This window comes from Luteitalea sp. (assembly GCA_009377605.1).
In the GTDB taxonomy this organism is placed as follows: Bacteria; Acidobacteriota; Vicinamibacteria; order Vicinamibacterales; family Vicinamibacteraceae; genus WHTT01.
Genome location: WHTT01000048.1, coordinates 1 through 15885 on the forward strand (window position 1 = coordinate 1; position 15885 = coordinate 15885).

The following is a 15885-nucleotide window of genomic DNA, read 5'->3' on the forward strand; positions in this document are numbered from 1 at the left end:
CGCCAAGCGCCGCACATGGCCGACCTGCAGGTAAACCTGAGGCCGAAGTCGGATCGCCGCACGCAAAGTCACGCCATCGCTGGGCGCGTCCGTGAGCGCATCACGCCGATGGCAAGGCAGCTCGGCGCGCGGATCCAGGTGGCCGAGGTCCCGCCCGGTCCGCCGGTCCTCCAAACGCTGGTGGCCGAGGTCTACGGACCGGATCCCGATCAGCGCGTGGCACTGGCCAATACCGTGCGACAGACCTTCGAGACGACGCCGGGCGTCGTCGATGTCGATTGGTACGTCGAGGAAGAACCACCGAAGTCGATCTTGCGCGTCGACGAGGAGAAGGCCGCCGCGGCAGGCGTCAGTGCGGGAGCCGTCGCATCCGTCGTCAACATGGCAGCGAGCGGCGAGGTCGCGGGCCTACTGCATGACGAGCGGTCGCGGGAAGACGTTCCGATCGTCCTGCGTCTGCCCCGCGCACTGCGGGACTCGGTCGACACCATTCGCGCGGTTCGGCTGGCCGGCTTAGCGCCCGCTGGCCCAACACTGGCTGGCCCAGAACCAGCTGGCCCAGATCCAGCTGGCACTGGGCAGGTGGCCGTGGGTGAGCTCACGGCACTCGTCGCAGGCCGTGAGGCGCGCAGCATCTACCACAAGAATCTCCGCCCGGTCACGTATGTCACGGGCGACGTCGCGGGCGGCCACGAGAGCCCCGTATACGCAATTCTGCAAATGAACCGTTCGCTTGCCACGGTAAGCACGCCAGACGGGTCCACCTTCGAGATCTACAACACACGCCAGCCAGAGGACAGCGCCTGCTACGCGATGAAGTGGGACGGCGAATGGCACATCACCTACGAGGTGTTTCGTGATCTCGGCCTCGCATTTGCCGTGGTGCTCATCCTCATCTACATCCTCGTGGTGGGCTGGTTCCAGTCCTTCACCACACCGCTCGTTATCATGGCGGCCATCCCGTTCTCGCTCGTGGGGATTCTTCCGGCGCACGCGGCGATGGGCGCCTTCTTCACCGCCACGTCGATGATCGGGTTCATCGCGGGCGCAGGCATCGTCGTACGAAACTCGATCATCCTGGTGGACTTCATCGAGCTGCGCCTGCGCGACGGAATGCCGCTGGCGGACGCCGTTGTCGACGCCGGCGCCGTTCGCTTTCGGCCGATGGCCCTGACCGCCGCCGCCGTCATCGTCGCGGCCACGGTCATCCTGTTCGATCCGATCTTTCAGGGCCTCGCCATCTCGCTGATGGCCGGCGAGGTGGCCTCGCTGCTGCTGTCACGGATGACCGTGCCCGTCATCTACTACCTGGTGAACCGGCGGCACCTCGTCCAGCAACCAGCCACGACCGCTGCGTAAGGTCGCGAAATTCTTACCGTGCTGAAACACAGACGGAACCCAAGGAGGGCGTGATGGAGAATATGAACATCGAACGGATGCTGCGGCTCATTGCGGGCTTCTTCGTCGCGGCCAGCGTGCTCGCCGGTATCTACGTGCACCCGTACTTTTTCTGGTTCACCCTGTTTGTCGGCTCGAACCTGTTCCAGTCGGCCTTCACCAACTGGTGCCCGATGATGGCCCTGTTGAGGCGGGCTGGCGTTCGGGGCTAGTCCCAATGCTGTTCACTTAGCGCCCGACCTAAAGGTCGGGCCTACACAAGTCAGCGGCAGATCGGGCAAATGTAGGCCCGACCTTTAGGTCGGGCGTCTGCGTCAGTACCTAAAATGAACAGCATTGCGGTTAGGGGAGATGGCCGCGGTCGTGGCCCACGAGGTCAAGAACCCGCTCGCGGGTGTTCTGGGGTCCCTGCAGATTGTGCGGACGCATCTGGTCTCTGAGGGATCGGATGCGCAGGTGGTCGAGCTGATGGCCGCGCGCCTGCGGGCGCTCAACGCGATGGTGGATGAACGTCCTGAAGTGTGCGCGCCCGAAACCGCCCACGTTCGCGAGCGTCTGCGTGCACAGGCTGCTGCGTGATACCGCGTGGTTGTTGCGAAGCGAAGAGCGCCTCTCCGGTGTGACCGTCGATATCCAGGGCCACGATGACGTGGTGCTGCCCGCAGATTCAGAGCAGCTCCAGCAAGCGTTTCTCAACCTGTTCATGAATGCTGCGCAAGCCATGGGCAACAGCGGAGTGATTCGAGTCACGGTTCAGGCAAAGGGCGACCGGTGCGAGGTCGCGATTGCGGACCACGGCCACGGTGTGCCCCGCGATCTGCGCGACAGGATCTTCGAGCCGTTCTTCACCACCAAGACCCGCGGCACCGGCCTTGGGCTCGCCATCGTCAAGCGAATCGTGGAGCGCCACGGCGGCAGCGTCGATCTCGCCTCCTCGTCCGAGCGCGGCACCACGGTCGTCGTGACACTTCCTCTGGCGCCCTCCGTCTGAGCACCTTGCACCGTGCACCGATTCGACAGCACGGTCGACCTTCAGGTGGGTGCGACGCCCGCGCGCTCGTTGTTCCGGTGTCAGGGTCATGGTCGCATGCTTGCGGTGCCCGGCCGAACAGGACTGCTGATCGAAGGCTGCCTTCCAGGTCCGCGTTACGATCAGCACGTCGGTCGGGTCCAAAACAATATGGATGTCGACGTCCGGAGGGAGCATCCACCGGCGATGCGATGTGTTCTGTATAAGACAAGCAAACAGCGGAAATACGTTCTATTATGTGAGATTAGTACTGTACAACAGAACGGCCTCCGTACCGGCCGAGGTACAGAGCATGAGCGGGCAGGCGGCATCGTCTGCGGTGTAGCGACATCAGTCCCGATGGTCCGGCGTTTCAATATGGGTCGCGGGCAGGCCGCGCCGCGAGTGCGCACCGGCTCCGACTCCAATGGTATGTTGACCGTCACATGCGTTCCTCCAGGCAGAATCATCAGCCGCTCGGCTACAACATTGAAGTCATCGACAAGCTCGTCCGCGTTCTAGAGATCCTTCGCGACGCGCCCGGCGGCCTGACGCTGCAGGACATCACCCTGCAAACGGGCTATGTGAAGAGCTCGATTCACCGGACGCTCGGCAGTCTCAAGTGGCACGGCTACGTCGAGCAGCCGATCCCTGGCGGGCCGTACCAGCTGGGCATCAAGTGCCTCCTGCTGGCGCGCGGCTTCACGGCCAACGTGGAGCTGCTGCCGTTTGCGAGGCCGTATCTGCGCGAGATCGTCGATGCATTCGACGAAAGCGCGTACCTCGCGATTCTGCGGGCTGGTCGCGGCATCTTCGTGGACGTGTGTGAGCCCCGGCGCCGCAATCTCCGGCTCGTGGGCCCGCTGGGCGCCGACGTGCACTTCCACGCGACGGCCGCCGGGAAAGTGCTCGCCGCCTATCTTCCGGCGTCGGTGCGGGCCCGACTGCTCTCGCAGATTCAGCTCGACCCGCTCACGCCACGGACCCTGACAAGGCGTGCCGAAGTCGAGAACGAATGGGAGAACGTGGCGCGGCGGGGCGTTGCCTTCAACCAGGAGGAGACGATCATTGGAGCGATCTTCTTAGCCGGCCCGATCTTCGACGCTGAGCGCGCCGTCTGCGGCTGCATCAGTGTGGGGATTCCGAAAGTCCGCTACTCGCGTGCGCTCGGACAACAGGTCGCAAAGGTGCTCAAGGACTCCTGCCGGCGTCTGTCCGACATGCTCGGCGCGGCCGCCTACGTCCACGAGGATCGCCAACTCCACGAGTTGCACTGACCGGAGCGCAGCCACCGAAAGGCCTGGCCGCATTTCGGCTTCAGAAGGCAGCTCCAAGGCTGTCTGCGTGAGCCGGTCTGCTGCTGCCTGCAGGCCGCCCGTCGGAACGTGTCTGACATCCCCGCGGCGTACACGCACTCCCCGCCCACCGTTACCAAGGGACGAGATACCCGTAAATCTCGATCCAGTCGAGTCGCGAGCTCGCCGGTGTGCCGCCCCCGCGCATCACGTCGGTGAAACCGGTGGCAGCGATACGCTCGAGCGGTGGACGTTTGACTGGCCGTCCTTCGCTGATTGTCGCTGCGTCGAGTGTCCGCCACGTCAGGTCGGCCACGTCGAGCTCACGCACACGCCAGTCATCCGAGGCGGGCTCTGACTGGTCGCTGACCAGCCACCCGCCATCCGCGAGTTGGACGATCAGGTGCAAGTTGCGAAAGCCACTCTGCCGGCTGCGCCACCGGATCGATCCGCCCCGGCTGAGATCGACAAGTCCGGCCCGGTGTCGCAGCCCGACCGCCCACGTGTCTAAGGCTTCGCCGGACCAGACGTAGTACGGGTCATCGGCTGGCTGGTCGTGATGGCTCTTCTTGATCCTGGCGTTGCCCGGTCCGAACAGCAGGAGCCTGAGGTCGGGATGCGCGACGTGTGCCTGCGTGACCGGCCGTGCAGCGGGCGTCTCCCGCCAATCTTCGCGCGCGAGTAGCGGCGCCCGCTGGATCCCGTCGGTGTGGGCAGGTAGAAACAGGGCTAGTAAAACGCCAATCAGGCGAGGGGACACAGGACCTCCTCCGGCGCCTCTCCAGCAGCGTGATACGCGAGCCATCGCGCCCAGCGCATGAGATCACCTACCGCATCCTGCCTTCTGTGCGATGGGCCAGACGACATCGTTCGGTGGCCTCCTCAGTCGCGCGGCCCCCTGCGCCGGTCAGGTCGCTGTCGCGACCGGAACGCGCGTACCCGACGCGATCGCCTGGTTGGCGGCCAGGCACGCTGCGGCGATGTGCGACGCCATGTCCACGCCACAGCGAAGATCTGTTCCCACCCGGATGGCCGAACAGAACGTCTGGATCTCGAGCCGATAGGGCAACAGGCGGTCTTCATCGCCGCCGTTGCCGACCTGGGCTCGTTCGACGGTCTCGCCGCGCGCGTCGGCAAGACGGCTCTCGGATGCCTCCACGACGGCGTTGTCGTCGCGTGGTGTCGTCTTGAAGCTCGTCGGCTCGTCGTCGTCGGTGAACAGCATCGCGTCGCCTTCCCGGCCGAAGATGAGCGTCCCCTTCGTCCCCATGAACTGCTCGGTGATGTGGTCGAAGTCGTTGGATTCGATCGACGAGAACGTGACCGTCCGCCCACCGGGATACTCGAAGATCACGTACACGTGATCGTTCACTTCGCGATCCGTGAAGCGGTGGATGCCGCCGCTTCCCAAGGCGGCCGTCGGCACGCTGTCGAGGAACTGGCATGTTGTGCCGATTTGATGGCCACCGAGCTCGGCGACGAGTCCCTGGGAGTACGTGCGGTACAGTCGCCAATTCGCGAGGTGGTCCCAGGTTGGATAGCCCCACCGCGCGGGACTGTAGTCCGGGGAGGGCGGCTTGATGTCGCGTCGCCACGATCGGTTGCGATGGTACATCAGCCGGACGTGATAGATATCGCCGATCAGGCCAGGCTTGATCACGTGCCCATAAGCCGCCTGATAATGCGGCGCGTAGAAGCGGTTGTACCCGATCTCGAGCACGCGCCGCTGCCGCCGCGCCTCCTCCGCCATGCGCCAGCAGCCTTCCAGGTCGTACGCCATCATTTTCTCGACGAGCACGTGATGTCCTGTCGCAAGGGCCCCCACGGCGATCTCCGCGTGCGACCAGAGGGGCGTCGCGATGAGCACCGCTTCGAGATCCTCCTTCGCCAGCATCTCGCGCCAGTCCTCGTACAGCGCGGGGCGGGGCCAGCCGAGCGTGACGAGCGCATCAGCCGCTTCCTGCCGATGGTGAGGGTTGATATCGCAGATGGCGCGCAGATCGACGAAGTTGGGCCGGCATTGACCGAGGAGCACTTTGCCCTGCCGGCCAGGGCCGATGATGCCCGTGCGCACTGGTCCGCCCCTGAGCGGGCCCCGCAAAGCGGCCGTCGCGCCCAAGGTCGCGAGCGCGGGCACTCCGGCCATCGCCTTCAGGAAGTTGCGACGCCCGCGCGCTCTCTGTTCCGGTGTCAGTGTCATGGTCACGCTCCCTTCCGGTGTTCGTCCGCGTAGGCTTCCCGGCGCAGGGCAAGCCTCCAGCGCCTGCGTTTCACGGCCTCGACGAAGTCGAGGTGGAGCAGAAGTCGGACGGCCCCTTGCCGACTCATGTGCCTATCCAAGCTCCGGTCCCATGATCACGAACAGGCAATTGCTGTGGCGCGGCCAGCTCCACGCGCCGCGGTACAGGCGAATGAACGGACGCCGTATCCTGAAGCCTGCGGATTGCAGCCAGGCTTGGAGCTCGGTGGCGGTATCCGGCACGTCGACGTCGCGCGTCTGCACGCGACGGGGCGATTGGCCACGGACCGACGCGCGCATGTTCATGGCAGGCTCCGCGAGTAGAGCGGTCTTGCATTCTGTACCACAGAAAGAATTCTAATAGAGCCCTTGCTGCCACTGTATTGCCGACTACAGTGCGATGTCAAACAATCAAATACCGGGGAGACTGGGTTGGAACCGACGTCAACCAACCTGGATTGTTTTGTGTTGATAGGAGAAATATTATAGACAGAAAGTCAGACGCGTCGGTATTCGTTCTGTCAAACAGAATGATTGCTGTTAAATAGAATTTGTGCTTGACGCGGCGCCGGGCCGGTGCGACATGGGGCCTATTGAGACATCGGTCTGGGGTGAACCGCAGTGCACGGGTCGATCCGGCGCTCGCCGTCGGCACGGCGGTCGAGAGCGTCGAGGTCGTCGGCGATGCGCCGCTGGTCGACACGCGCCACGTGGCGCTTGGACGCACGGTGACGCAGACGGAGATCCTGAATCTTCCACTCGTCGACCGTGACGTGTATGCGCTGCTCGATCTCACCGCCGGTGTCGACGATTCGACCTCGAATAACCTGTTCGGGATTCCCGGTCAGGAGACGCTCGTCAACGGATCCGCCAACGCGGGGACGGGTGCGGTGAACTACAACCTGGACGGCGGCGCGAACACGAGTGGCCTGCGCCAGACCGGCAACATCGCGCCGAACCCGGACGCGGTGCGCGAGTTCCGCGTGCAGACCAACAACTATTCGGCCGAACACGGCCGGTCGGAACAACTTCGGGGGAAGCCTCGGCGGGCCCGTCGTTCGGAATCGCACGTTCTTCTTTGCCAGCTACAACGGCATTCGACAGACCACCGGTGAGTTCGAGAACGGCGCGCGCGTTCCCACCGCGCTGGAACGGCAAGGGGATTTCTCCCAGAGCCTCGACGACGGTGCGCTCGTGGTGATCCGGGATCCGCTGACGGCTCAACCTCGGGTTGCGCTACGACCTGCAGCTCGCGCTCACAGACCCGCAGAACCGCAAGTTGACCTTCGTACCCGGCCGGATCGATGACGAGCGTCCGCGTCGCCGGGTCGTACGTGTTTGCTCGCATCATCTGCGTCAGCCGCTCGCGCAGTGGTGCCTGCGCTTCAGGCACGAGCTGCGCATAGCCCCGCCCGTGCGCTGTCTGTGCCCACCGATCGAGCGCGAATGTCACCTCACGATGGAGCCAGTCGGCGGTCCAGTCGGGCGCGACATAGCTCCCGTGTCCCCACACAGAGCCGAGCTCCATCCCGCCCAACGACTGCCAGACGTTCTGACCCTCGTGAATCTCTCCCGGGCCTAGGACGATTCGACCGTCGCTTGTGACAACGCGCTCGGGCACCGGCGGGGCCTGCTGGTAGATGCGGACGCCGACGGCGCCCAGCACCGTGAACGACACGACAATCACAGCGGTGAACGCGAACCATAACTTGCGCATACGCCATGTCTCTCACGATTCCCGCCATCCCCCACGCCGGGAAGAAGCTGGGCGAACTGCCGAAATTTCGACGGCTCGATGAGGGAATAGCTCGCTCTCCGCAGGACGCTTGCGACGGGCAAACGCGGGGGACGCAGCCAGCGGAGCAGGCACGGGTCTTGCGGTACCTCGCACGGGGCACAGATTACCTAGGGCTGGAGACATGGGAGACGACCACGACCGAGCAAAAGGCTCGCCTGATGGCCTCCACGGAGTCGCTCATGCCTGCCCGTATGGAATGGGGCCCCATGCCAGTCCCGCCCGTGGCGATACCGGGACAAGCCACGCCGTAATGGCGTCCAGATTGCTGGACGCAATCGTTCTTCGTTGCGTTCGAATGATTGACAGCGGTTTCGTCACGCTAGATAATTCAATATCCTCTCCACTTCCAGGCCCCGCCGTCGGTAGCCGACCGACAGCGGGGCCTCTCCTTTCCTCCTTGCGATGTTGTTCTCCCCGAGTGTTTCCCTCCCTCGGCTGCTGGGTGCGGCACTGGCTGCACCCAGTCCCATCACGCCGAACTGCCAACGAAAGTGTCCACGATCCTGGAACAAGAGGCCTCGACCGCAGGTCATCCGCTTGCGGGGGCGGTTCAGCCCACACTAGCCTTTTACACATGGCGGTTTGACGGTGGACGCGTTGCAGCCGCCGCCGCTAGCGTGTCGTTCGGAAGCCGCCAATGTTATGGGAAACGAGAAGCGCTGCAAGAGGCGAGGTGCCCGATTGGTTCTCGCAACCGCTCTAGTCTGAACGCCGAGCCTAACGCTGCGCCCTATCCTCAAGCGCTCATGATGTGAGGGACTTCACCCCTGGCAGACCGGTCGCCTGCGTCGTCGTCGGTAGATGGACCTTGACCGACCAAACCGGTCGCATATAGAGTTCTGGAGGTGGAATTGAGACTCAGTTTCATTTTGTCGTTATCCCGTCGCGGATGAAGAGCCCGCTCATGACGAATGCCTCACACCTTCGGGCTGGTTCCGTGGCACCCTCTGGCGTCTGCCATCTGTGCCTTGCTGCGGCCATTGCCTGTGTCCTCACTTGGCCTGGTAGCGTACCGTGCGTGTACGCCGCCGCCTCTGACCAGTCCGCGGATGCACCATCGAATACCAACTCGCAGTCAGCCGACCAGCGCACCGAAGACATCGAGGAGCTGAAACGGCGGCTCGAGGTGTTGGCGCAAGAGGTGGAGAGGTTCCGCAGTGGCGAAGAGGAGCGCGAGCTGACCGCCGAGGAAACGCGCGCGCTGGGGTTGGCGCCCTCCGCGGCTTCGGCGTACACCAAGCGGCAAGGCATCTCCGTCGCCGGCTATGGCGAGGCGCTGTACGAGAACTTCGAGGGCGATCGCACCTCTCAATTCGACTTCGTGCGCGCCGTGATCTACACGGGCTACCGCTTCAGCGATCGGTTCGTGTTCAACTCCGAGATCGAATTCGAGCATGGTGGTGATGAACTGGGCGTCGAGTTCGCGTACGTCGACTACATCGTCAACCCCAGGGTGACCGTGCGCGGCGGGCTGCTCCTCATGCCGTTGGGGCTTGTCAACGAGTTTCACGAGCCCAACGTGTTTCTCGGCGCACGGCGTCCTGCCACGGAGTCGCAGATCATTCCCTCGACATGGCGCGAGAACGGCGTGGGTGTGCTCGGCACCGTTGGTCGGTTCAGCTATCGTGGCTACCTCGTGAACGGATTCGATGGCTCTGGCTTCACGGCGGACGGGCTGCGCGGTGGCCGCCAGAACGGCGGCGAGGCGAAAGCGGATGATTTGGGTGTGGTTGGTCGTCTCGATTACGCACCGGGCCCTGGAGTGTTCGTGGGCGTTGGCGCGTACAGAGGCGGCGCGGACCAATCGGCACCCACGACCGGCGGCGGCGAGCTTCATGTGACGACGACGATCGTGGAGCTGCATGGGCAGGCACAGTTGCGCGGCTTCGATGTGCGTGGCCTGTTCGCACACGCGGAGGTAGATGGCGCGGAGGCCCTCAGCGTGGCCAACGATCTGCCGAGAGACGAGGCGGTGGCCAGCACGATGCGCGGCGTCTATCTGCAGCTTGGCTACAACGTGCTTGCCACCGTCACGGAGCGCCTCCGTCTCACGCCGTACTACCGCTTCGAGGTCGTGGATACGCAGCGGGACGTGCCAGCAGGCTTCATTCGCGACCCGGCTCGCGACGTGACGGGTCACGTGATCGGTGCCGAGCTCCGTCCCATCTACAACATCGTCGTGAAGGCCGACTACCAAGTGACGGACAACGATGCCGGCACGGGACGCGACCAGTTCAACATCGCCCTCGGCTATGCGTTTTAACGTGGGAAAGCTGGTTGCGATTGTCGGCCTGCTCGCGATGGTTGGAGCGATCGCACGGGTCACGGCGCAGCGCATGATCAGCCGAGATGAAGCGCTGCAGCTCACCTTTCCCGGCGCCGCGATTACCTCGTCGACCGTGTTTCTGACGGAGGCGCAGCAGGCGCGCGCCGCGAAGCTCGCCGGCGAGGCGCTACCCAGCCCCCTCATCGCGCGCTATGTTGCGCGCGTTGATGGTCGTATCATTGGCCGCGCCTACGTGGACACACACGTGGTTCGCAGGAAGCGCGAGAGCTTGTTGATCTCGCTCGACAGCCGTGGTCGCGTGAAGCGCATCGACGCGACCGCGTTTCTCGAGCCGCCGGAGTACCAAGCACCTGATCGCTGGCTGGAGCAATACGACAACCGCGCGCTTGGCCCTGAGCTGAGCCTGCAACGGAGCATTCGCGGCATCACCGGTGCGACACTGACAGCCATGGCGACCAATGCCGCCGTGCGCCGAGTCCTTGCGCTCGACCAGGTGCTCGAAGCCGCGGCAGACCAGCGCTAGGACGACAGGACGACGGCCCTCATGGAGGGTCGCCAACGAGTCACCATGCCAGCTTGGGAACGACGGTCACTCCACGTGCTGACGGTCTTGGTCACGCTCACCGGCGTCGTCTATCTTTGGATGAAGTACGCCATGGCGACCGACGACCCCTTCGCCGTCGTCAACCATCCACTCCAACCGCTCGTCCTTGCTGCACACATTCTGGCATCCCCTGCATTACTCTTGGTCTTTGGCCTGGTGTTGCAATCCCACGTGCTTTGGCAGATTCGCACCGGTGGAACGCCGAACCGGAAGAGCGGCTACGTGATGCTGAGCAGCTTCGGTGCCATGGCGCTCTCTGGTTACCTGCTGCAGGTCGTCACGGCTCCGGCGATTCTCGAGACGATGATCGCGGTTCACGTCATCGCGGGCGTGCTGTTTGCCGTGGCGTACCTGGTCCACCTGATCATCAGTGCTCGTCTCACACGAGAGCGGCGCACAGCGGTGCCGCGGCGCTCACGCGACGCAACGGCGGTTGTGGCGGGGAAATAGCATGGGCCCGTGGCGCCGAACGATCATCGCGACACTCCTCGTAGTGGTCTCGCCTCCCGCACTCAGCAGCTCCACGAAGGTCAGCCACGTACTGGTGCAACGCCACGCGTATCTGATGGGCACGTCCTGTCGTCTTGTGACCTACGCACCCAACCGAAGCGTGGGGCTCGCGCGGCTCGAAGGCATGCTTCGCGCGCTGGAGACGAGCGAAGAGCAGCTCAGCACATGGCGTAACGACACAACGCTCGCGCGATTGAATCGCCAACCGGTGGGACACCCTGTCCAGATCGGCCCTGACGCCTGCGGTCTCTTGCGGACGCTGAGACGTTGGTGGGACCAGACAGGCGGCGCGTTCGATCCAGCGATTGGGAGTCTCATCGATGCATGGGGCCTTCGCGCCGGCGGCCGCACGCCCCGGGCCGCCACACTCACACAGGCGCGTGCGCGTGCGGGGTTCAAGCACATCGCCGTCGACGCAGGCTGCCGTCTCACACGCAGGCGACCGGTCACGCTGGAGGAGGGGGCATTCGGCAAAGGCGTTGGGCTGGACCGCGCAGCGGCCGTAGCGACAGGTGCGTCTTGGCTCATTGATCTCGGCGGGCAGGTCATGGTGGGAAGCTCGCCGCCAGACGCGGCGGGCTGGGATGTTGCGCTGGCGCACCCGCTGGCACGCGAACGCCCGGCCCTCGTCGTCTCGCTCGCGTCTGGCTCACTTTCGACCAGCGGTGGTTCGGAACGTGACGTAAGCGGGGATGGCCGGCGCATCGGCCATATATTGGATCCACGCACAGGGCGACCTGCCACGTTCACAGGATCGGTCACGGTGTGGCATTCACAGGCGCTGGCCGCCGACATCCTGTCCACCGCGCTTTACGTGATGGGAACGGAGGCCGGCCTCAGGTGGGCCGAGGCGCACGATGTTGCCGCGTGCTTTCTTGTCCCGCGGCGCGGGGGCTCGGTGCAGGTTGTGAAGAGCGCAGCATTCAAGGGGCGCTTCGATCGAGGTTCGGTCGGAACAGCCGGGCTGGTCACCCAAGGTGAGGTCTGTCACTGAGATGCCACCCGCCATTCGCGCCGGTCAGGCCAGCAGAAGATCGGTCGGTCGATCAAGGGTTGGCCAAGTCGCTTCAACTCGATGTCCGAAACGCCGCGGCACACATGATCCTCGGACGCAGTCTGATGGTCATCGGGAGATTCGAAGCGGCGCGGGTCGAGTTCGCTCACGCTATACCAGCCGGACCCCGCGGAGACTCACAAGGACCTGGGCAAGCTCCATTCGATTCAGGACCTCGGTGACGAGCAGCTCGCCAACGTGTTGACGTACATCCGCCGCGAGTGGGGCGCGGCTAGCACTCCGGTTGGCGCAGCGACGGTCGAGGCGGTTCGGGCGCTGAAGGCGGGCTGTACGCGCCCATGGACCGATGATGAGTTGCTGGCGTTGGCAGTAGCGGGCCGAAGTGGGCGGCGACACTGCCCCTGACCGCTGCTCCTGACTATCTGAGGCTCAATCTCGCAGAACCGCCTCGAACAGTTCGTACGCGGCTTGGCTCAGAAGATGAACTTCAGCCCGAGCTGAATGTCGCGCGCGGTGGACGCGGAGGTCAGCGCTCCGAACGTTGCGCTATCGACCACGTTGCCAGGAATGCCGAAATTGGTGTGGTTGAACAGGTTGAAGAGCTCCGCTCGGAGCTCGAGTTGTCTGGTCGCGCCAAGGTTGACGCTCTTGATGATCGACAGGTCGACGTTCTTGAACGATGGGCCGATCATCGTGTTACGGCCGAGGTCGCCGAAGTCGCCGACGGGGTTCGCAAACGCGTCGGTGTTGAAGAACCGCTCGAGGGTTCGATCGGCGATCGTGGGATCGCCCACGAGGTTTGCACGGATTCGACCACTGCCGACGTTGGCTGGATCTCCCAAGGCGAACACGGTGAAAGGATAGCCGGATCGCAGCGTCGCGATGCTCGCCACCCGCCACCCTCCAATCAGGTGACCGAGCAGCCCGGTGGCGCCGCTGCCGAACGCCTGGCCCGGCCCAAAGGGCAGCTCGTACACGAGGCTCCCGGTGAAGCGGTGGCGCACGTCCTGGTTGCACGGTCCGTAGTCTGAGCGGAGATCGCGCGCGTGTTGAAAGCCGGCGCCCGCTTCGGCAATGAAGGTGCCTGGTGTATCGTCGAGGCAACGGGCGAAGGTATACGCCGTCAGGAAAGCTAGGCCGTTCGAGTAGCGTTGCTCGGCCTGCAGCTCGAGGCCGTGATAGCTCGCGCGACCTCCCGTGTCGAGCATGTTGATCGTGCCGAAGTTCGCAAACGGGCGCCGGCTCTGAACAGAGCCCGGTCCTGGCGCGGCCTGGTTGATGTCGTAGGCCCGGGCCATGTCCGTCCCTTTGTTCCCCACATAGGCAGCCTGCAGGACGAGGTTGGGAGCGAGCTGAAATTCGGTCGTGAGATGCCACTGCTGCACGTAGCTGTCGCGCCACTGGCGGTCGATGGCAAACACGAGCAACGGGATGTCCTCGACGTCGGCGAACGCGCGCCGGAGCTCGAAGCCAGGCACATCATCCGGCTCCAGGATACGAAGCGTCTGGCGTACGAACGGTGGATTGATCGCAATGTCAATCCAGGTGTTGGCCGACTCCTTCTGATAGAAGACGCCGTAGCCACTGCGAATGACCAGCCGCCTGGTCGGGTTCCAGGCCAGGCCGATCCGCGGCGCCACATTGTTCCAGTCCTCCTCGACGAGCGCCCGAGGGTACCCGAACTGTTCGTGCTCGGTCGCGGGCACCAGCGTCGCCTGTTCGCCGGAGAAGTCCACGGTCGAGATCGTGTTGGTCTTGGAAGCGGGCCGCTGATGAAACTCGTACCGCACACCCAGGTTCAGCGTGAGGGATCCACTGATCCGCCAGTCATCCTGGATCCAGGGGAACAATGCCCAGCTTCGAAAGTCTGGCGCGAAGATATCGATGCTCCGCTGGCTCGTCCGCGGAATGCCCAGCAGGAAGTCGGCCATGGACGTCTCGATGTTCGGTTGACCACTGGGATGGGTAAAACGGCCATCGAACGTGAACACGCCCCGGGGAAAGATCGCCTCCGGGAAGTCGTCGAATAGCCGCTGCACCCTGGCGCCGAATTTCAGGTGATGGCTGCCCCGGACATACGACATGCTGTCGCTCAGCTCGTAGATCTGGTTCACCCATCCTCGCGGGCCGGACACGACCTGGCCCTGCCCGTGCTCGCCGAAGCTCGCGAAGCCGGTCGCGCTCATTTGAGGCAGGCCCCAGCAAGCGGGGTCCTCGGTGCAGAGGCCTTCCAGGGCCAGCTCGGAGACGACATCCCGCTCGAAGGCCCGGGACACGAGCTCGTCCTGGACGAACCGGTTGTAACTGAACCTGAGCTCGTTCAGGAGATGGCCGCCGAGGGTGCGCGTCCATCCCACGGTCGCGTTCTGCCCGCGACCGTCCTGGCTGAACCCGTCGGTGGGGAAGGTCTTGGCGCTGAGATTGTGAAAGTCCTCGACAATGTAGCGCGCAAACAATTGGTCGGTGCCCGAGGGGTTGTAGTCCACGCGCGGAAGCAACTGGTGAGTCTTGATCGTGGCCGTGTCATTGCGCTGCCAATTGAGCGCCTCATCCGGGCGATTCGGCAGGGGCACGAACTCTTCCAGCAGGGCGCGTGCCACCGGGTTGATCCGATGGCCCGGAATCACGTTGCCAGGAAAGGGGTGGCCGGTCAGCGGGTCGACGATTTGCAGGCCCTGTCCGAGCAGGTCGGAGAAGTCGCCCGCGCGCATCTCGGCGTCGGGCACACGCTCGTTGAACGTCACCCCTCTCCCGATGCGCCCGCCTTCGTAACTGGCGAAGAAGAACAGCTGATTGCGCACGATGGGCCCGCCGAGCGTGCCGCCGAACTGGTGGCGCTGGAAGTCCGGTTTGTCGGACGCAAAGAAGTTGCGGGCGCTGAGCTGGTGCCCGCGATAGAACTCGTGCATCGAGCCACGGAAGTCGTTCGTGCCAGACTTGGTGACGATGTTGACGTGCGCCCCAGCTTCGATCCCGAACTCAGCGCTGTAGTTACTGGTCTCCACCCGAAATTCCTCGATGGCGTCGATCGAGGGGCTGAGGGCCGGGCTTTCGTGTTGGTACTCCTTGACCGTCGCGCCGTCGATGATGTAGCCGTTGTAGTTGGACCGTTGCCCGTGAACGCTAAAAGCAAGGCCCGATCCGCGATCACCACCGAGATGAGATCCCGCCGCATTCCCCGGCGATTCCGCGACGCCAGCCACCTGCACGGCCAGCTGCGTGAAGTTCCGGCCGTTGAGCGGCAAGTTCACGACCTGGACATTTTCGATGAGCGTGCCGATCTGCGAGTCGTCGGTGTGTAACAACGCAGGGATCCCCGAGACGACCACCGTATCCGTGATGTCGCCTACTTGCAACACGAAGTCCACACGGACCGTTCGGTTGACCGCGAGGCTGAGCGGCTCGGTGACTTGCGTGCCGAACCCGTCGAGCTCCGCCGAGACCGTGTACGTCCCGACGGGCAGCGAGGCGACTGCATAGCTTCCCTGGTCGTTGGTGACCGTGGAGCGAGTCAGCCCGGTTTCGCGGCTTGTCACCGTGATGCTGGCGCCCGGCATCGTCCCGCCTGTCGCGTCGGTCACCGTGCCCACGACGGCGGCCGTCTGTTGGCCGTACACGAGACCCGGCAGCAAGGTGAGTAGGGCCAATCCCAAGGGCACGGGTCCCGCAATCCGTTGACGTGTCATGGTCACACTCCTCTCGTGGCGGTACGCGAGCTCTCCGTCGCTGC

General features: G+C 64.2%; 15 protein-coding genes. 11 read left to right on the plus strand and 4 right to left on the minus strand.

The features are described 5' to 3' along the window. The 5 genes from GEV06_16365 to GEV06_16385 form a co-directional block, all read left to right on the plus strand. Positions 1 to 1359: AcrB/AcrD/AcrF family protein (locus GEV06_16365; protein MPZ19471.1), on the plus strand; the 1359-nt coding region annotated here is incomplete at its 5' end. A 62-nt stretch (positions 1360 to 1421) separates the two neighbouring features. Next, positions 1422 to 1610 (plus strand): DUF2892 domain-containing protein, encoded by a 189-nt coding sequence (locus tag GEV06_16370; GenBank protein MPZ19472.1) that lies wholly within the window; start codon positions 1422 to 1424, stop codon positions 1608 to 1610. Positions 1611 to 1749: 139 nt separating this feature from the next. After that, on the plus strand, positions 1750 to 1977 hold the full coding sequence (locus GEV06_16375; GenBank protein MPZ19473.1) for a hypothetical protein: 228 nt from the start codon (positions 1750 to 1752) through the stop codon (positions 1975 to 1977). Beyond that, positions 1904 to 2389 carry a hypothetical protein gene (locus tag GEV06_16380; protein ID MPZ19474.1) on the plus strand — a complete coding sequence of 162 codons (486 nt, stop codon included), beginning with the start codon at positions 1904 to 1906 and terminating at the stop codon, positions 2387 to 2389. The genes GEV06_16375 and GEV06_16380 overlap by 74 nt, the downstream gene beginning before the upstream one ends. Before the next feature lie 464 nt (positions 2390 to 2853). Then, positions 2854 to 3684 carry a helix-turn-helix domain-containing protein gene (locus GEV06_16385; GenBank protein ID MPZ19475.1) on the plus strand — a complete coding sequence of 277 codons (831 nt, stop codon included), beginning with the start codon at positions 2854 to 2856 and terminating at the stop codon, positions 3682 to 3684. 151 nt (positions 3685 to 3835) lie between these two features. Here GEV06_16385 and GEV06_16390 read toward each other — a convergent pair whose 3' ends face one another. The 3 genes from GEV06_16390 to GEV06_16400 all read right to left on the minus strand — a co-directional run bounded on the left by GEV06_16390 (position 3836) and on the right by GEV06_16400 (position 6247). Further along, the gene (locus GEV06_16390) at positions 3836 to 4462 is read right to left on the minus strand and encodes a hypothetical protein (GenBank protein ID MPZ19476.1); all 627 of its coding nucleotides are present in this window, start codon (positions 4460 to 4462) and stop codon (positions 3836 to 3838) included. 147 nt (positions 4463 to 4609) lie between these two features. After that, positions 4610 to 5902, minus strand: a complete 1293-nt coding sequence (locus tag GEV06_16395; GenBank protein MPZ19477.1) for a hypothetical protein — start codon at positions 5900 to 5902, stop codon at positions 4610 to 4612. Between the two features lie 132 nt (positions 5903 to 6034). Continuing rightward, the gene (locus tag GEV06_16400) at positions 6035 to 6247 is read right to left on the minus strand and encodes a hypothetical protein (GenBank protein MPZ19478.1); all 213 of its coding nucleotides are present in this window, start codon (positions 6245 to 6247) and stop codon (positions 6035 to 6037) included. Positions 6248 to 6552: 305 nt separating this feature from the next. On the opposite strand from GEV06_16400, the gene GEV06_16405 reads away from it, so the two are divergent. From GEV06_16405 to GEV06_16430, 6 genes are all read left to right on the plus strand, one after another. Further along, entirely contained in the window at positions 6553 to 7056 is a 504-nt protein-coding gene (locus GEV06_16405) for a hypothetical protein (protein MPZ19479.1), read from the plus strand. A 607-nt stretch (positions 7057 to 7663) separates the two neighbouring features. Next, positions 7664 to 7990, plus strand: coding sequence for a hypothetical protein (locus GEV06_16410; protein ID MPZ19480.1), 327 nt, complete (start codon positions 7664 to 7666; stop codon positions 7988 to 7990). 653 nt (positions 7991 to 8643) lie between these two features. Further along, positions 8644 to 10002 (plus strand): hypothetical protein, encoded by a 1359-nt coding sequence (locus GEV06_16415; protein MPZ19481.1) that lies wholly within the window; start codon positions 8644 to 8646, stop codon positions 10000 to 10002. A 1-nt stretch (position 10003) separates the two neighbouring features. Further along, positions 10004 to 10549: an FMN-binding protein gene (locus tag GEV06_16420; protein MPZ19482.1), complete on the plus strand. Its 546-nt coding sequence runs from the start codon at positions 10004 to 10006 to the stop codon at positions 10547 to 10549. A 45-nt stretch (positions 10550 to 10594) separates the two neighbouring features. Further along, a complete protein-coding gene (locus tag GEV06_16425; GenBank protein ID MPZ19483.1) occupies positions 10595 to 11080 on the plus strand; it encodes a hypothetical protein in 486 nt (161 codons plus the stop codon). 1 nt (position 11081) lies between these two features. Beyond that, positions 11082 to 12134: a hypothetical protein gene (locus GEV06_16430; GenBank protein ID MPZ19484.1), complete on the plus strand. Its 1053-nt coding sequence runs from the start codon at positions 11082 to 11084 to the stop codon at positions 12132 to 12134. A 494-nt stretch (positions 12135 to 12628) separates the two neighbouring features. Here GEV06_16430 and GEV06_16435 read toward each other — a convergent pair whose 3' ends face one another. Continuing rightward, positions 12629 to 15841 carry a TonB-dependent receptor plug domain-containing protein gene (locus tag GEV06_16435; GenBank protein MPZ19485.1) on the minus strand — a complete coding sequence of 1071 codons (3213 nt, stop codon included), beginning with the start codon at positions 15839 to 15841 and terminating at the stop codon, positions 12629 to 12631. Positions 15842 to 15885: the final 44 nt, after the last annotated feature.